This window comes from Colwellia sp. C1TZA3 (assembly GCF_007954265.1).
Taxonomy (GTDB): domain Bacteria; phylum Pseudomonadota; class Gammaproteobacteria; order Enterobacterales; family Alteromonadaceae; genus Cognaticolwellia.
Genome location: NZ_VOLS01000035.1, coordinates 25,868 through 43,298, shown reverse-complemented (window position 1 = coordinate 43,298; position 17,431 = coordinate 25,868). Strand labels below are relative to the sequence as shown.

The 17,431-nt window shown below is 39.3% G+C and carries 11 protein-coding genes and 1 rRNA gene; 9 read left to right on the top strand and 3 right to left on the bottom strand.

Annotation, left to right across the window (positions count from 1 at the left end; genetic code table 11):
* Positions 1–2: 2 nt before the first annotated feature.
* From rrf to ESZ39_RS11405, 4 genes are all read left to right on the top strand, one after another.
* Positions 3–117 (top strand): 5S ribosomal RNA (gene rrf / locus ESZ39_RS11420).
* A 415-nt stretch (positions 118–532) separates the two neighbouring features.
* A complete protein-coding gene (locus ESZ39_RS11415; protein WP_146880029.1) occupies positions 533–2,344 on the top strand; it encodes an assimilatory sulfite reductase (NADPH) flavoprotein subunit in 1,812 nt (603 codons plus the stop codon).
* Positions 2,344–4,086 carry an assimilatory sulfite reductase (NADPH) hemoprotein subunit gene (gene cysI, locus ESZ39_RS11410; protein ID WP_146880028.1) on the top strand — a complete coding sequence of 581 codons (1,743 nt, stop codon included), beginning with the start codon at positions 2,344–2,346 and terminating at the stop codon, positions 4,084–4,086. The genes ESZ39_RS11415 and cysI overlap by 1 nt, the downstream gene beginning before the upstream one ends.
* A 25-nt stretch (positions 4,087–4,111) precedes the next feature.
* The gene (locus ESZ39_RS11405; RefSeq protein WP_223270358.1) at positions 4,112–4,840 is read left to right on the top strand and encodes a phosphoadenylyl-sulfate reductase; all 729 of its coding nucleotides are present in this window, start codon (positions 4,112–4,114) and stop codon (positions 4,838–4,840) included.
* Positions 4,841–4,939: 99 nt separating this feature from the next.
* Here the strand turns inward: ESZ39_RS11405 and ESZ39_RS11400 are convergent, their stop codons facing one another.
* Entirely contained in the window at positions 4,940–5,851 is a 912-nt protein-coding gene (locus ESZ39_RS11400) for a TIGR03899 family protein (protein WP_191321770.1), read from the bottom strand.
* Between the two features lie 366 nt (positions 5,852–6,217).
* Here ESZ39_RS11400 and ESZ39_RS11395 point away from each other — a divergent pair, with 366 nt between their 5' ends.
* The 4 genes from ESZ39_RS11395 (at position 6,218) to fadA (ending at position 12,744) form a co-directional block, all read left to right on the top strand.
* Complete coding sequence (locus ESZ39_RS11395; protein ID WP_146880025.1) at positions 6,218–8,440, top strand: EAL domain-containing protein; 2,223 nt, start codon at positions 6,218–6,220, stop codon at positions 8,438–8,440.
* A 455-nt stretch (positions 8,441–8,895) separates the two neighbouring features.
* Positions 8,896–9,180, top strand: a complete 285-nt coding sequence (locus ESZ39_RS11390) for a MazG nucleotide pyrophosphohydrolase domain-containing protein (RefSeq protein WP_191321769.1) — start codon at positions 8,896–8,898, stop codon at positions 9,178–9,180.
* A 207-nt stretch (positions 9,181–9,387) separates the two neighbouring features.
* A complete protein-coding gene (gene fadB / locus ESZ39_RS11385; RefSeq protein ID WP_146880030.1) occupies positions 9,388–11,565 on the top strand; it encodes a fatty acid oxidation complex subunit alpha FadB in 2,178 nt (725 codons plus the stop codon).
* 15 nt (positions 11,566–11,580) lie between these two features.
* A complete protein-coding gene (gene fadA / locus ESZ39_RS11380) occupies positions 11,581–12,744 on the top strand; it encodes an acetyl-CoA C-acyltransferase FadA (RefSeq protein WP_146880023.1) in 1,164 nt (387 codons plus the stop codon).
* A gap of 571 nt (positions 12,745–13,315) precedes the next feature.
* Here fadA and ESZ39_RS11375 read toward each other — a convergent pair.
* The gene (locus tag ESZ39_RS11375) at positions 13,316–13,882 is read right to left on the bottom strand and encodes a GNAT family N-acetyltransferase (RefSeq protein WP_146880022.1); all 567 of its coding nucleotides are present in this window, start codon (positions 13,880–13,882) and stop codon (positions 13,316–13,318) included.
* A 168-nt stretch (positions 13,883–14,050) separates the two neighbouring features.
* Between ESZ39_RS11375 and ESZ39_RS11370 the strand changes: the two genes are divergently transcribed.
* Positions 14,051–16,237: a prolyl oligopeptidase family serine peptidase gene (locus tag ESZ39_RS11370; RefSeq protein ID WP_146880021.1), complete on the top strand. Its 2,187-nt coding sequence runs from the start codon at positions 14,051–14,053 to the stop codon at positions 16,235–16,237.
* Positions 16,238–16,340: 103 nt separating this feature from the next.
* On the opposite strand, the gene ESZ39_RS11365 is transcribed toward ESZ39_RS11370, so the two are convergent.
* The gene (locus ESZ39_RS11365) at positions 16,341–17,267 is read right to left on the bottom strand and encodes a manganese-dependent inorganic pyrophosphatase (RefSeq protein ID WP_146880020.1); all 927 of its coding nucleotides are present in this window, start codon (positions 17,265–17,267) and stop codon (positions 16,341–16,343) included.
* Between the last annotated feature and the right edge of the window lie 164 nt (positions 17,268–17,431).

The window sequence follows — 17,431 nt, the reverse complement described above, 5'->3', positions numbered from 1 at the left end:
TGTCTAGCGACAATAGCGACATGGCCCCACCTGATCCCATTCCGAACTCAGCAGTGAAACGTGTTAGCGCCGATGGTAGTGTGGGAGTTCCCATGTGAGAGTAGGACATTGCTAGGCTTCTATTTAGGTCGTTCCTTGCCATCCATGGCAGCTCGACATTAGTGCATCCATGCACGTCAGAAACCCGTAGCTAACGCTACGGGTTTTTTGCTTTCTAGCGTTTGAACATTGATTGTTGTCATGCCAAATGCCAAATGCCAAATGCTTTATAGCTTTTCGCTGGAAAAATTTCAGTATACATCACGGCATTAACGCATCCCTGTACTTCCTTTTAGCCTGGTTTTTGTTTTTTACCATTCATAGTCATTAATTTTCTGATATATAATTAGCGTGAGTAGCTGCTACGAGTGTTATGTTATAAGTTCATCTCTCTATATTCCATTTTTGCATAAAAAAGCCGTTTATATTCTTTTTCTTTCAACGTAAATCAGTTTATTATGACTACATTGATTAGTAATAGATGTATTGCCAGATGTCGACAGAACCGCAAAAATTAAACCAAACAATGCTAGATACCAACCAGTTGGCATCTTTTCAGCAAAGCATCAATGACCTTTCTCCGCTTCAACTAGCTTGGGCTAGTGGCTATTTGGCCGCTAAAGCAGAAAATGTGACTAATGTTACAGCTCCAGCGGTCATTGCAAGTGCTGTTCCAGCAACCTTAACCATTTTGTATGGCTCGCAAACTGGCAATGCTAAAGGTGTTGCTAAGAATTTAGCAGCCCAAGCCAGCGCTGAAGGTTTGAACGTTGAATTAAAAAGTATGGGAGAGATCAAGCCTAAGGCGATTAAAAATATCACTCACTTACTGATAGTAGCGAGTACTAATGGTGAAGGTGAAGCACCAGACGATGCTATTGCATTGCATGAGTTTTTGTCTTCAAAGAAAGCGCCTAGACTTGATCATTTGTATTATAGTGTATTGGCACTGGGTGATACCAGTTATGAGCTTTATTGCCAAACAGGTAAAGACTTCGATCTGAATTTAGAAAAATTAGGCGCAAAAAGAATTGCACCTCGATTAGATTGTGATGTTGACTATGATGAGGCCGCTAATACTTGGTCAACCACAGTCATTACTGAGGTTAAAGCACTACTTAGTAGTGAAATTGCTGCCAGTAATGTAGTGGCACTAGCTAGCGTAGACAACATAGAAGAGCTTTATACCAAGCAAAAACCATATACAGCTGAACTGTTGCTTAGCCAGAAAATTACTGGTCGTGATTCAGCTAAAGATGTACGACATGTTGAAATAGATTTAGGCGAATCAGGGCTAACTTACCAAGCTGGCGATGCCTTAGGTGTTTGGTTTGAGAACTCTGTTGCACTAGTCGATGAGCTTATTACGGAACTAGGATTTGATGATCAAGAGAAAGTCACTGTAGGTGATGAAAAAATAACACTTGGTGAAGCATTAAAAACAAAGTTTGAAATAACTCAAACCTCAATTCAGTTTGTTAATTTCTGGGCTGAAAAATCACAAGCGACTAATTTACTTAATATTTTAGATGATAAGAGTGCCATGCGAGAGTACGCCGCTAATCATCAAGTCGTTGACGTGGTTAAATCCTCGCCATTACCGAACGAAGTTAAGTTAAATGCTGAAGAATTTATAAATGCATTACGAAAAATAACGCCAAGACTTTATTCTATCGCGTCCTCTCAAAGCGAAGTGGAAGAAGAAGTCCATTTAACCGTTGGGCTTGTTCAGTATCACACTGAAGATGCAAGCCGTGAGGGTGGTGCGTCTGGGTTTTTAGCCAATGGTATTGACGAAGGTGGTGAAGTTAAGGTGTTTGTTGAGCACAATAACAACTTTCGTTTACCAGCAGATAATGAGACACCCATTATTATGATTGGCCCAGGTACCGGTGTAGCACCATTTAGGGCCTTTTTGCAAGAACGTGAAGCCACTGAAGCCGCAGGTGATAATTGGTTGTTTTTTGGTAACCAAACCTTTACACAAGACTTTCTTTATCAAGTTGAATGGCAAAACTACCTTAAATCAGGCTTGTTAACCAAAATAGATTTGGCCTTTTCTCGTGATCAAGTGGAAAAGATTTATGTTCAAGATAGATTATTAGAAAATGCGGATGAAGTTTTTGCATGGTTAGAGCGAGGAGCACATATTTACGTTTGTGGTGATATGAGCCGAATGGCAAAAGATGTTGAGGCGGCTTTATTAACTATTATTGCCACTAAAGGCAAATTATCACAAGAACAGGCAAGTGATTATTTAAAAGATTTACGTAACGCTAAGCGTTACCAGAAGGATGTATACTAATGACTGATTTGACTAAAAAAGATCAAGCAAATGGCCCTTTAATTGTTGAAGGAAAGCATGCCGATAATGAAAGGTTAAAAGCGGAAAGTAATTACTTACGTGGCACCATTGTCGATGATTTAAAAGATAATGTTACTGGTGGTTTTACCGCCGATAACTTTCAGTTGATCAGAACACACGGTATGTATCAGCAAGATGATCGTGATATTCGTAATGAGCGTGCTAAGCAAAAACTGGAACCATTACATAATGTTATGCTGCGTGCTCGTATGCCTGGTGGCATCATTACACCCACACAATGGTTAGGTATTGATAAGTTTGCTCGTGAAAAAACTAGTTACGGTAGTATTCGTATCACTACCCGTCAAACCTTTCAGTTTCACGGTGTGTTAAAACCAAATATTAAGTTAATGCACCAAACACTGAACCATTACGGTATTGACTCTATTGCTACGGCAGGTGATGTAAATCGTAATGTGCTTTGTACGACCAATCCAGTTGAGTCAGAGCTTCATCAAGAGGCGTATGAGTGGGCTAAAAAAATTAGTGAGCATTTATTACCTAAAACACGTGCTTACGCGGAAATTTGGTTAGACGGTGAAAAAATTGAAGGTGGTACAGAAACGGGTGAAGTAGAACCAATTTTAGGCCCAAACTATTTACCGCGTAAATTTAAAACTACGGTAGTTATTCCGCCACATAACGATGTCGACGTTCATGCTAACGACCTAAACTTCATTGCTATCGCTAAAGACGGCAAGTTGATTGGCTTTAATGTTTTGGTTGGTGGTGGTTTAGCCATGACTCATGGCGATAAATCCACTTACCCTCGCAGGGCTGATGACTTTGGCTTTGTTGAATTAGCTAAGACCTTAGATGTTGCTAGCGCAGTAGTTACGACTCAACGAGATTGGGGTAACCGTGTTAACCGTAAGAATGCAAAAACAAAATACACCTTAGATCGTGTCGGCGTTGATGTTTTTAAGGCTGAAGTTGAGCAACGTGCCGGTATTACTTTTGCTGAAAGTCGTCCTTATAAGTTTACTAGTCGAGGCGACCGTATTGGTTGGACTGAAGGTTTCGATGGTAAACATCATCTAGCACTATTTATTGAAAATGGACGTCTACTTGATAAGCCTAACTTACCGTTAAAAACAGGTGTCGCTGAAATCGCGAAAATCCATAAAGGCGATTTTCGCATGACCGCCAACCAAAATTTAATTGTTGCGGGTGTGGCAAGTGAAGACAAAGCTGAAATTGAACGCCTAGCACGTGCACATGGCTTAATGGCAGATAGTGTGTCTGTGCAGCGTAAAAATTCAATGGCTTGCGTGTCTTTTCCTACTTGCCCGTTAGCAATGGCTGAAGCGGAAAGATATTTACCTGGTTTAGTAACTGATGTCGAAGCCATATTAGCGAAGTATAACGTCGCTGATGAAAGTATTATTTTACGAGTAACTGGCTGCCCGAATGGCTGTGCTCGCGCCATGTTGGCAGAGATTGGCTTAGTAGGCAAAGGTCCTGGTAAGTACAACATGCATTTAGGTGGAAATGTGGCCGGAACACGTGTCCCAAAAATGTATAAAGAAAATTTAAGTGAACAAGATATTCTTGATGAAATGGATGCGCTAGTCGCTCGTTGGTCTACAGAACGGACAAGTAACGAAGGGTTTGGTGACTTTGTGATTCGAGTCGGTATTGTTGATGAAGTTAAAGTCAGTAAGCGAGACTTCCATGACTAAGATTATTACAGCAAGTACGCCTGCGATGATCAATAATAAATCTCCAGCATCGTTACCAGAACCTTGGTTAAAACAGTGGAATGAATTATTAGAAAAGCAGTCGGCAAGCCAACGCGTAGAATGGGCAATGGAAAATTTACCCGCACAATTTGTTTTATCGTCTAGTTTCGGTATTCAATCTGCGGTAATGCTGCATATGCTGACCCAAATTGAACCCAATATACCGGTACTAATAACTGATACTGGGCATTTGTTTCCTGAAACTTATCGATTTATTGAGCAACTAACAGAGCGCTTAAAGTTAAACCTACAAGTGTTTAGTGCGAAAGAAAGTGCGGCATGGCAACAAGCTAAGTATGGTCAAGAATGGGATGGTGATGAAGACTCGTTAAAAGCTTATAATCGCCGCAACAAAGTTGAGCCATTAGAACGTGGCTTAAGTGAGTTACAAGCGGGTACTTGGTTTTCTGGCGTTCGTCGTCAGCAATCTAGTCACCGTGAAGGTCTATCGGTTGTCAGTACTCTACGAGGGCGCTTTAAAGTGCACCCGATTATTGATTGGACAAATAAAGACGTGCATGAATACTTAACGGCAAATAATTTACCTTATCACCCGTTATGGGAAGAAGGTTATGTTTCAGTCGGCGATGTACATAGTACCCAACCACTAACCGCCGGTATGGATGAGAGCGACACACGTTTCTCTGGTATGCAAAGAGAGTGTGGTTTACACACTGACGGTGATGGTATTTAAGGTCATTACTATAAAAAGAATGCGCGAGCCGCATTCTTTTATGGCCTAACTAATCTACCAATAGCAAAATTCTATTTCTGTTCTTAAGTCGTCAACTTCCTAGTGATTTATAGCAAAATTTTCCGTTAATTGCGTTTTAATTACGGTTAGATAATGCTCGTTTTCATTATCAGTAACTAAGTGGGCGAGTTCAGTGCCAATGGGAGTGAATTTGTAAAAAGTGAGTATGCAATCAGATTTTTTTGCAACAAAGTTAAGTTGTTTACCATGATAATTAAATTGAATTTTTTCTCCCTTAACAAAAGAGTGGCTCTCTGTTTCTTGTTCAAACATTAAGTGATTATCAGCTAAGGTTAAAATGTCAGCATAGCTTAATCCCATTTGGTTAAGATCGAGCCGTTGTTGCCGCTGTTTATTAAACAAATTGAATAATTTGGGCACTTGATAAGCGCCGCTGATCACACGAATGTTTTTCTTACGCGCATCAGTCATCGCGACACTGCACGCTTTTGCTAGCAGCTTTGCTTCAGCGATACTCATAGTCCTAAATGCTTGTAAGGTTTTTAGTGAAAAAGAGCCAGGTTGAGATACTTCACCCGCTAAAATTTTCGCCCATAAGTCTTGCATATTTTTATTACTGATACTTTCAGCAAGCGTTAAAAAAGAGCTAAACCAATCTTGATCCGCTCTGTCAGTAACTGTCTCATCAGAGCAATACTGAACAGCACGTAAAATTATAGCCTCCATATTTTGTTGTTTTCTTAACTGGTCCAGTTTCTTTCGTCGGTTGGCTCTTTCTTCCAGAGGGGGCTGCTTGGTTTCTGGTAAAAATGCAGCACTAAGTGAAAAGTTTTTTGCCAGCACTAATAATTGTTTTTGTGAGGAAGCGTTAACAGTTGCATGAGCATTATTTTTGGGTATGCTGGCTTGTTCATCATGCTCGACGATAGCGGGTTTACTTTGCTCTACAGGATGTTCAATTATTTTATTTTGATCAATTGAATTCGACACCAGTTGTATCCTTTAAAACTATCAAATGCTGGAAAAATGTTGTAAATTCCAACAAAACATCACCAAAAGTTAATTATAGCGTAAATGTAAATTTTACTCATACCCTTATATGTTTAACCTTTTTTTAATAAATAGTAAAATATTAACTTGAATTTATCGGTGCTTTTGTTTTCTGTTAGTGTGTTTTTTGTACATAAAAATAATTTATGACTAACAATACTTGAAAGTGATAATATTACTAAAACGAAATGTTGAATAATTTTATTCTGACTTTTATTATGTACTTATTATATGAAGAAGATTTTAACGAAATTAATATTCAAAAAAACTCTACTAGTATCTGTTTGCTAGTGCTTTGAGGATAATATGCAAGTTTTTGACAATACTAACGATGATTTTTTGTTTATCGACGATAGTGATGAAGATGAAATATTTGATTCAGCTATAAGGGATACTTGGAAAGTCTTAATTGTTGATGATGACCCTGAAATTCATTCAGTAACTAAGTTGGCTTTATCCGACTTGGTCGTTTTAGGTCGGCATTTAGAATATTTGCATGCTTATTCAGGCGGTGATGCTTGCAAACTTATTGAAGAGCATAACGATATTGTTTTAGTCTTGCTTGATGTGGTGATGGAAAGCGACGATGCTGGTCTTATTGTCGTCAAACATATACGTGAAGTATTAAAACGTGATGATATTCGTATTGTGTTACGCACCGGCCAACCGGGCTATGCACCAGAAGAAAGTGTCATTAAAGATTACGATATAAATGACTACAAAACAAAAACCGAATTAACTCGCCGTAAATTAGTGACAACAGTTTATGCCGCTGTTCGCTCATATCAGCAAATTGACTCTGTAACCCAATATAGAAAGGGTTTTGAAAAAATTATTGGCGCCGCTGCCAACTTGCTAGAGCTGCGTACTATTCATGATTATGCTAGTGGTGTGTTAGCTGAGCTTATAACGCTAGTGGATAGTCATAGTGCTGTTTTTGGTGCTCGTGGACAAGGGATTGTAGAAGGTGCTGATGATTTAAGTTTGTATGTTATTGCCCAAAATGGTGTAGTTGAGGCGAAAGTAAATCAAAAATTAACCGCATTGGAAAATCAAGATACAGTTAGTCAAATTAACCGTTGTTTTCAACAAAAAAAGCATTTTTTCGCTGTTGACTCTACCTCATTCTATTTTGCCAGTGGTGGCTTTAGAGCGGTAATTCATTTGGAGCTTAATCAAGCCTTAACGAGCATTCAAATACAGCATATTGAAGTTTTTCTCACTAATATTGCCACCGGTTATGAAAATGTTCATCTATTTCAAAAACTGCGCAATGCGGCTTACAAAGATTGGTTAACTGAATTGCCAAATAGATTAGACTTTGTCAATTTATTGGACGACTTCTGTCAAAGTGTTGATGACAGATTAGTGACTGCACTGGTTGATCTTAATCATTTTAGTGATATCAATGATGGCTTAGGTCAAGATATTGGTAACCAGCTTTTAATGGCAGTATCTAAACGTATTCAAGCATTAAGTGAAAATAACCATGTGGCAAGAATTGGTGCTGATGTCTTTGGTATTATTGGTGCAAAGAAATGGGTTAATCCTGAAATATTAACTGCGCTATTTAGTGAGCCCTTTACTGTCGGTGAACAAAATCTACTTATCAGCGCGTGTTTTGGTTTTTGTTCAAAAGGCTCAGCAGGTTCGCGTGGTGTCAAAGTACTGAATCAAATTAATATTGCCCTTAACTTAGCCAAAAAATCTTTACATGAACCTTATGTTTATTATCATCAAAAAATGGAAGATAAAACACTTTGGCGTCTAAGTATGATTAGGCAATTACGCACTGATTTTGCTGAACATCGCTTAGCGCTTTGGTATCAACCACAGCTAAGTTTAATCACAGGTAAAATTATTGGTGCTGAAGCCTTACTGCGTTGGAAAACGGCTGAAGGCAAGTTTATTTCACCTGCGGTATTTATTCCATTGGCAGAGTATTCTGGTTTGATCATTGAGATTGGTAATTGGGTTGTTGATCAAGCATGTCAACTGTTACATAGACTAGCAGCGAGCAAATTTACCGAGGTCAGTATTTCGGTTAATGTTTCTATTCCTCAGTTTAAACGTGATAACTTTGTTGATACTGTTATTGCAATAGCTAAGTTGCATAAAGTTGATCCCAGTAAATTGGAATTAGAGATTACCGAAAACGTTTTGATGGATGAGCCTCAGGTGATTATTGACGCGCTAGTGAGATTAAAAGCGCAGGGCATTAGTATTGCACTTGATGATTTTGGCACCGGTTTTTCATCATTAAGTTATTTACAAAAATTACCTTTGGACCGATTAAAAGTTGATCGCTCTTTTGTCAGTGCCATTGCCGAGCCCGGTGGTGCAATTATAGCTGACACCATTATCAACTTAGGCAAACAAATGAATTTAAAAGTCATTGCTGAGGGCATTGAAAATAGCGAGCAAGAATCAGAATTACGGTCTTTAGGTTGTGATGAAGTACAAGGCTTTTATTATGCTAAGCCGATGCCAGCAGACGAGTTCTTCACTTGTTTGGAAAGAATAAATTGATAACAAATACTATTGGCAATATATGTTTTAAAGCACTTGTTCTACAAGTGCTTTTTCTTTTGCATGACACGCTACATTTAAACTTGACGCTTAAGGCGTAAAAAAGCCAATAGCAAACAGTAGCAGCAACAACAAGTAAACCCTGCCCGGTACATACTCGCGTCACCTGAAGTTATTAGTATCAGCAAGTCAAAAAATACCTTGTAGCTCACCCGTTTAATTCTCGCTAAATGGTGAACACCTTAATACAATCTCTATAATACCAATCCCATTAAGTTATTGCTCACTTGTACTAGTTAAAATAGCTCAATGCTGTGTTGCTCTCACTCCCAATAGCCAGCTATTGCTCAATCGAGCGCCTTACCTTGAGTCATTTTTCCTGCGCACAACAAGATCACAAACTTAATGGAACTGGTATAACAACGATGCACGCAACAATTACACCTAAGGTATTTATGGATATTAATAAAATAGCTGAACAAAACTATGATTGGGTTGAACGTATGGGGTGGCACAATAAGTCTACGTTGGAAGCCTTAGCTCTAGTCGCGTCAGAGGTGGGTGAAGCGATCAATGAATGTCGCGGCGAAAAGCCGACTGAGAACTTTAAAGAAGAATTAGCAGATATTGTGCTGAGAGTTTTAGATATTGCGCACTGGCAAGGTATTGATATGGAGCAAGTGTTACTGGATAAAATGAAAAAAAATAAGCAAAGAGGCACCCGAGGCCGCGTTAAATAAAGGTCTAAACAAAATTAATACACTTAATTAAAACGCTTGTTTAAAAGTGTTTGCTTTCCCTTACCTTTCAAGGCAAACTCAGTACCACTTTATTTCTTTTACTAGTTCATCATAAATAATTAGTAAGCTAAATATTTATACGCTTGGTAGTAGTCTATGATTACATATTACCAGTCAATCGACCCACAAAAAGTCAGGAGAGTAGGCATGTTATTCCAAGGCAAAAGCCTTTCTGCCCAGTTGTTAGACAACGGCATTGTTGAATTTAAATTCGATGCACAAGGCTCAGTTAACAAGTTTGATCAGGCAACGTTTAAAGAATATATCGCAGTTGTTGATGCGATTAATAATTGCAGTGAAGCGAAAGGGGTATTGATTACCTCAGGTAAGTCTTCTTTCATTGTTGGTGCTGATATCACCGAGTTTTTAGAAGTATTTAAAAGACCGGCAGATGAATTACTACCTTGGGTAAAACAAGCTTCTGATGTTTTTGATTCATTCGAAGATATTAACCTCCCCACTGTTGTTGCTATTAATGGCTTCGCTTTAGGTGGCGGTTGTGAAATGACCTTGGCTTGTGATTATCGTATTGCTGATACCTCATGTTCAATCGGTTTACCAGAAGTCAGCTTAGGATTAATACCTGGCTTTGGTGGTACCGTGCGTTTACCACGCGTTATTGGCGCTGATAATGCCATTGAATGGATGTCGACCGGTAAAGCTTTTAAAGCCGAGCAAGCAATGGCCGTAGGTCTACTTGACGCGGTAGTTGCTCCAGAGCACTTGCGCGAAGCGGCACTAAAAATGCTAAACCAAGCCATTGCGGGTAAATTAGATTGGCGCGCTAGACGTCAACCTAAACTAGAAGCATTACAACTTTCACCAACAGAAAGCATTATGACCTTTAATACCTGTAAAGGCATGATTGCAGCCAAAGCGGGTAAACATTACCCAGCACCAATGGTCATGGTTAAAACTATCGAAGCTGCAGCAGGTTTAGACCGTGCAGGCGCTATGGCATTAGAAAACGCTGGTTTTGCAAAATTAGCGAAAACTGATGTAGCTACCGCACAAATTGGCTTATTTATGGCCGATCAAGTGGTGAAAGGCAAAGCGAAAAAAGCCGGTAAGCAAGCCACGAAGGCAGTTAATAAAGCCGCGGTATTGGGTGCAGGTATTATGGGTGGCGGTATTGCTTACCAGTCAGCCTATAAAGGCACGCCAATTATCATGAAAGATATTAACGACCAAGCCCTTGATCTAGGTCTAACAACAGCTGCGGGTATTTTAACTAAGCAAGTTGAACGTGGCCGCATGAACGTTAAGAAAATGGCTGGCGTACTCAATAGCATCACACCGTCATTAAGTTATGACAGTCTTAAAGGTGTTGATATTGTTGTTGAAGCTGTAGTTGAAAATCCGAAAGTAAAAGCTATGGTGTTGGCTGAAGTTGAAAATCATGTTGATGAAGACACTATAGTGACTTCAAATACCTCAACGATTTCAATTGATTTATTGGCAGAAGGTCTTAAACGCAAAGATAAATTTTGTGGCATGCATTTCTTCAACCCGGTAAATAAAATGCCATTAGTTGAAGTTATTCGTGGTAAAGCAACCTCTGACGAAACTGTTGCCGCTGTTGTTGCTTACGCAGCGAAAATGGGTAAATCACCTATTGTTGTCAACGACTGTCCTGGTTTTTATATCAACCGTGTTTTATTCCCATACTTTGCCGGCTTTAGTCAATTAGTGCTTGAAGGTGCTGATTTTGTCGCAGTTGATAAAGTAATGGAAAAACAATTTGGCTGGCCAATGGGCCCGGCATATTTACTTGATGTGGTTGGTATTGATACCGCTGATCATTGTACGGGTGTTATGTCATCTGGTTTCCCAACCCGCATGTCTAAAATTGATAATGACCCAGTCAGTGCTTTATATAATAAAGATCGTCTTGGTCAGAAAAATGGCAAAGGCTTCTACGATTACGGTAAAGATAAGCGCGGTCGTCCAACAAAAGTTGCGGCACAAGTGGCTTATGACTTGTTCGCTGGCATTGAGAAAAAAGACTTTACTCAAGAAGAAACCATTACTCGTTTGATGATCCCTATGGTGAATGAAGTTGTGCGCTGTTTAGAAGAAGGTGTGGTTGATACTGCAGCTGAAGCTGATATGGGCTTGATTTACGGTTTAGGCTTTCCACCATTTAGAGGCGGTCCAATTCGCTATCTAGAAACATTAGGATTAGATAACTTTATTGCTATAGCTGATAAATACGCGCATTTAGGCGAAATTTACCAAGTTACTGACGGTATGCGCGAAATGGCGAAATCTGGTCAATCATATTTTACAACCGATGTTAAAACTAACAGCGTTAAAACAGCTTAGGCGAAGGAGAAAATCATGAAAGAAGTCGTTATTGTCGATTGCATCCGTACCCCAATGGGGCGCTCAAAAGCGGGTGTTTTTCGTAATGTTCGTGCTGAAACATTATCAGCACACTTAATGCAACAATTGTTAGTTAGAAACCCAAATCTAGACCCAGCGTTAATTGAAGATATTATTTGGGGTAATGTTAAGCAAACTAAAGAGCAAGGTTTCAATATTGCTCGTAATGCGCAACTGTTAACTGATATTCCAAAATCTACCGGTGCTGTTACCGTGAACCGTTTATGTGGTTCATCGATGCAAGCGCTACATGATGCAACAACTAACATCATGTGCGGTCAAGGTGATGTGTTTTTAGTGGGTGGTGTTGAACACATGGGTCACGTACCTATGATGTACGATGTTGATTTCGACCCCGCATTGAGCAAGCACATTTCTCGTGCTGCAGGTAACATGGGCTTAACCGCTGAATTACTTGGTATGCAACACGGTATTACGCGTGCTGAGCAAGATGCTTTTGGCGCTCGTTCTCATCAGCTTGCTCATAAAGCCATGCTTGAAGGCCGTTGGGCTAATGAAATCGTACCAACCTTAGGTCATGACGCTATGGGCGCTTTAACGCTTATCGAACATGATGAAGTTATTCGTCCTGAAACTACCATTGAAACCTTGGCGGCTTTACGCCCGGCATTTGATCCAGTAAATGGCACGGTAACCGCAGGTACTTCTTCTGCACTTTCTGACGGCGCTTCTGCAATGTTAGTGATGTCAGCAGAAAAAGCCAAAGCAATGGGTTTAACACCGCGGGTTAAAATTCGTGGTATGGCCATCGCAGGTTGTGATCCATCAACAATGGGCTTTGGTCCAGTGCCAGCAACGAAAAAAGCATTAAAACGTGCAGGCTTAACATTAGCGGATATTGAACTAGCTGAATTTAACGAAGCCTTTGCTGCACAAGCACTGTCATGTGTACGTTCATTAGGTTTAGAAGACAAAGTCGATGACATGATCAACCTTAACGGTGGCGCTATTGCTTTAGGTCACCCACTAGGTTGTTCAGGTACGCGTATTTCAGGTACGTTAATTAACTTAATGGAAGCGAAAGATGCCAACATAGGTTTAGCAACTATGTGTATTGGTTTAGGCCAAGGTATAGCGACGGTATTTGAAAGAATGTAGTTTTCATTTAACAATACCGCATTAATTTAAAGGTTAACGCGGTGAGTTAACGTGATGAATCAAAGCCCAACAGTTGTTGGGCTTTTTTATGCTTAAGACTCTTTCAGCCACCCTGTATTTTACGGTAGTAATGCCAAGTTGATTAATTATCTGCTCATTTTTAATGGTTAAAAATTAAAAACTACAGCGTTATAAAATTTATAATTAGAATAACTACTTATACCAATTACATTAAGTTATTGCTCACTTGTACTAGTTAAAATAGCTCAAGGCTGTGTTGCTCTCAATCCCAATAGCCAGCTATTGCTCAATCGAGCGCCTTACCTTGAATTATTTTTCCTGCGCACAACAAGATCACAAACTTAATGGAACTGGTATTACTAAATTTTATGCCTTGTATTTAATCATTATCGCTGCATCGATACAGTTTATTAGGTAATGCAGAAGCCTATTGTCCTGAACAACGAGTTATTAAAATAAATACCTTGTATTTGGCTGTTTTCGCTGAATATAAAGTAGAGCAGAACTTAGTGAAAAGAAGTCACTAACTAAATAACTAAGTAAGGTTAACCTACTTAGTTATTTTTTTGCATGCTGGGTTGCTTTCCATGCGGTACAAAACTACTTCTAAATCACCTAGCCGTACATCACAATGAAGGTAAGTTTTGATATATTTCATCCCCAGCTTTTTCATTACCGCAATTGAACCAAGGTTATCTTTTACGGCAATAGCACTAAAGCTTTTATTTTCTGGTTGTTTAGCCAGTACCTGTTGAAGATGAATCGCCGCTTCACTAGCACAACCTTTACCCCAAGATGATTGTAAAAAACGCCAGCCTAATTCAATATCATGCCAAATAGGCTGCTTAGAGAAAAAATCCATTGGGCGAACTAAAATCCAGCCAATGTCGGCTTGAGTTGCTATTACGGTAACTTTCCATAAGCCCCAGCCTTTTACTAAATTTTTATAGGCGTTATGGCGTGGGATAAATACCTCGTTAATACTTTTGCGCGTGGTTATATTACCGCCATTGATGTAACGCATAACTGCTGGATTTTGATCGAGTTGAAATAAAAACTCGCTGTCTGCTTTATTGATGAGCTGATAGCTAAGTCGAGCTGAATTATTAATATTCATATTTACACCATTTTTCTATTTTTCTATTTTTCAATAGCTTAATCATCATAATAAGTGATTAAATTTTCATTAATTTTTCTTTTAACTAAGGCCATACGCTAGACATGAATTATTGACTGCCTTATGATTGCTAGCAACATAATAACAATATGGTTTATTTGAGCAATTATGAATGCTAAAAAAGTAATGTTAAGTTCTGCTGTGCTGATCGCCTTTTGCGGTCTAACAGCATGTAGTAAAGACGCACCGATAGCGGCTGAAATAGCCCCTGAAATTGAAAAAGTAGTGAGTATTGGCGATGAAAGTAAAATGTTAACTTATCCAATAACAAAAAAAGTTGCCGTGGTTGATGATTACTTTGGTACTAAAGTTACCGATGCTTATCGATGGCTAGAAGATGATATGAGCGCTGAAACAGCGGACTGGGTAAAGGCACAAAATAAAACCACCTATGACTATTTAGCGCAAATTCCTTATCGCGAGAAAATTAAATCTCGCCTTGGGGCTTTGTTAGATTATGAAAAAGTTGGTATGCCATTCCTTGAAGGTGACTATAGTTATTTTTATAAAAACGATGGCTTACAAAACCAAGCTGTTTTATATCGCCAAAAAGGGGATGCATCAGCTGAAGTATTTCTTGACCCTAATACTTTTAGTGAAGATGGTACCGTTTCATTAGCTAATATTGAATTTAGTGAAGACGGTTCATTAGCGGTTTACTTAATTTCTGAAGGGGGTAGTGATTGGCGTAAAGCGCGCATTATAGCGACTGAAACTAATGCCATACTTGAAGCTGAGTTGGTTGATATAAAGTTTAGTGGCTTATCTTGGGTGGCTAATGAAGGCTTTTACTACTCAAGCTACGACAAACCTAAAGGGAGTGAGCTTTCAGCCAAAACCGAGCAACATAAATTGTACTACCATAAGTTAGGTACTGCACAGTCGCAAGATAGCTTAGTTTTTGGTGGCAGCGAAGCGCAAAAACACCGTTATGTTAGTGGTGAAGTCACTAAAGATGGGCACTATTTATTAGTATCAGCAGCCACATCTACCTCAGGTAATAAGCTCTTTATTAAAGATTTAACCAGCGCAAATTCGCCACTGGTTAGCGTTGTTGATAATACTGACTCAGACACCTATATGGTCAGTAGTGACGGCGACAACTTACTATTTGTCACTAATATGGCGGCACCTAATAAGCGTGTGGTTAAAGTTAATGCACGGCAACCAAGTGCTGAAAATTGGGTTGATGTTATTCCAGAAACTGACCATGTTTTATCAGTATCTACTGGCGGACATTATTTGTTTGCTAATTATATGAAACATGCCGCGTCTTTTATCGAGCAGTATGATTTAACTGGTAAGAAAATTCGCGATATCGCCTTACCTGAAGTTGGCACGGCTGGTGGTTTTAGTGGTAAAGCGTCGCAAAGTCAGCTTTACTATTCATTTAGTAACCAGAAAACCCCATCAACTATTTTTAGTTTAGACCTCGCAACGGGTGAATCCGTTGTACACATGAAGTCGAAAGTAAAATTCAATAGCGATAACTTTGAATCAAAACAGGTTTTTTATAGCTCTAAAGACGGTACTAAAGTACCGATGATTATTACCCATAAAAAAGGCTTAGTGCTTGATGGCAGTAACCCAACAATTTTATATGGTTACGGTGGCTTTAATATCAGCTTACAACCAGAATTTAGCTCAACTCGCGCTGCTTGGTTAGAACTCGGTGGTGTCTATGCCGTAGCTAATTTACGTGGTGGTGGCGAATACGGCAAAAAATGGCATGATGCGGGTACACAGTTGAAAAAGCAGAATGTATTTGATGACTTTATTGCTGCTGCTGAATACCTGATTAAAGCGCAAGTGACTTCTTCAGATAAACTTGCGGTGATGGGAGGCTCTAACGGTGGTTTGTTAGTTGGTGCGGTAATGACACAACGTCCTGAGTTATTTAAAGTAGCATTGCCGGCGGTAGGCGTACTTGATATGCTGCGCTACCACACCTTTACTTCAGGTGCTGGTTGGGCTTACGACTATGGTAAGTCAAACGACAATGCACAAATGTTTAATTACCTGTTAGCTTATTCGCCATTACACAATGTTAAAGCAGGTACACATTACCCTGCAACATTAATAACAACTGGTGATCATGATGATCGCGTAGTGCCGGCGCATTCCTTTAAATTTGCTGCCGAGCTACAAGCGAAACAAACTGGCGTTAATCCAACCTTAATTCGTATTGAAACGGATGCGGGTCATGGTGCCGGTACGCCGATTAGCAAAACCATTGAGCAATATGCCGATATTTATGGTTTCACATTATTTAATATGGGTGTGAAGGATATTTAATCCCTTTACTATAATCGGTTAGTCACCAGCGATTATAAAATTAATCGCTAACAAAAAGCCCAGAAAATGCTGGGCTTTTAAATCTACACTTTAGTGCGACTAACTACTTAGCAAAAGTATCTTGCAGTGGTGGTACTACTTGCTTTTTACGGCTCATAACACCCGGCAACCACGTCTTAGCGTCAACCAAGGTAATATCATAAGCTCTTTCAATTAGGCTGATATCGTCACTTACCACTAACAGCTCAGAGCCTTCTTGCATGATGTCGGTTAATAACAACATCACGGTATGACGATTACCTTCTTCTTTAACCGCTTGTAAATCAGCATGTAAATCAGCTTTCATTTCATCAAATAAAGCTAAGTCGATGACCTCTAATTGACCAATACCAACAATATTATCCTTCATGTTGAAGTCTTTAAAATCACGTAAAACAAGTTCACGAACTGGCGTACCAGCGACAGATGATTTTACTGTAAACATTTCCATACCCAAAGCTTTGTAGTCTTCAATCCCTGCAATTTCTGCTAATGCTTCAACACACTTTATATCAGCGGTTGTACAGGTTGGCGATTTAAATATCACTGTGTCTGATAAAATTGCACACATCATGGCGCCAGCAATATTTTTAGGAATTTCAATATTGTGAAAATCATACATCATTTTAATAATGGTATTGGTACAACCTACAGGGCGAACCCAAATCTCTAAAGGGGTAGACGTGGTAATATCACCCAGCTTGTGATGATCAATAATGCCTAAAACTGTTGTGTCGTCAATATCATCAGGGCCTTGAATTCGATCTGAATGATCAACAACATAAATTCCGTCAGTATCAGCGAAACTCAATTTAAGCTCGGGTTGTTCTAAGCCAAATTTATCTAAAATGAATAATGTTTCTGGTGAAAGTTCACCCAAGCGTGCGGGTTGTACATCTTCACCAAGTTGGGTTTTTAAATATGAAAGGGCAATGGCTGAACAAATTGAATCTGAATCAGGAACTTTGTGTCCTACGGCATAAGCTGGCATAAATTGTGCTCTCCAAGCATCGTTAAGCTAATAACGGCGCTATTGTGTAAGTATTTCTATAATATGTCGTATATTCTAGCAAAAATTCTAAGTATTAGCCTAGTCACTATTTATACTCTTTGATACGACTTTAGTCATTGAGCTTGGTAATTCCATGACCGACA